At 52.3% G+C, this 755-nt stretch carries 1 protein-coding gene; it reads left to right on the plus strand.

All coding sequences use genetic code 11. From position 1 onward, the window contains the following. A partial coding sequence (locus ACFOTD_RS34495; RefSeq protein WP_378124537.1) for an IS4 family transposase occupies positions 1-755 on the plus strand: 755 nt, incomplete at both ends.

Consider the following 755-nt stretch of genomic DNA (forward strand, 5'->3'; position numbering starts at 1 on the left):
CATTTTGCCAGACGGGAGCAGCTTCCCGGATCGTGTCGTACCGTCGACGGGTAATGTAAGCGACTATGAAGGCTCGGATCTGCTCGTCGTCGATCCAGGTGCCACTTACCTACTTGACCGTGGCTACGTCTCTTACAGACGGATGGATCAGTGGCTCGAGCGAGATTGCAACTTTGTTCTGCGGATCAACACGCACCACTTGGTTAAACAAGTGCTCGAAGCGTATCCGACCGACGCGGATGATCCGGGACTATGCCGAGATGCCATCGTCTATCTGGGCGGCACTTTTCGATGGATGAAGCATCCCGTTCGGCTGGTAGAGTTTCGTGATGAAAAGGGACGCTTATACCGAATCGCAACTTCCCGGTTTGATCTGTCCGCCCGGGAAATCGCGGATTTATATCGGCAACGGTGGCAGATTGAGCTTTTCTTTCGCTGGATGAAGCAGCATCTGAAGTTCGCCAAGCTCTACAGCTACAAGCCACAAGCCGTTTGGAACCATATCTTGCTGGCCATGATTGCGTATAGCTTAATCTTTCTGTTAAAGATGCAAAACAAGGCGAAGAAAACACCGTGGCAACTGTTACAGCTGATACGTGTCTATGCCTTTCGAAGCTGGCGTGGTTTCCTGAAAGCGGCGAGCAAAGTGCCAAGAGGAAGGACCAAAGGCCGCCAAACGCGTAAAACACCAGCTCCGCTGTTACAGCCGCACCACTGCGATGTGGCGCTTACGAAGCCGTCGAAAAGAAAAAGAC

Origin of the sequence: Cohnella sp. GCM10012308 (genome assembly GCF_042649185.1) — a bacterium.
GTDB lineage: Bacteria > Bacillota > Bacilli > Paenibacillales > Paenibacillaceae > Cohnella.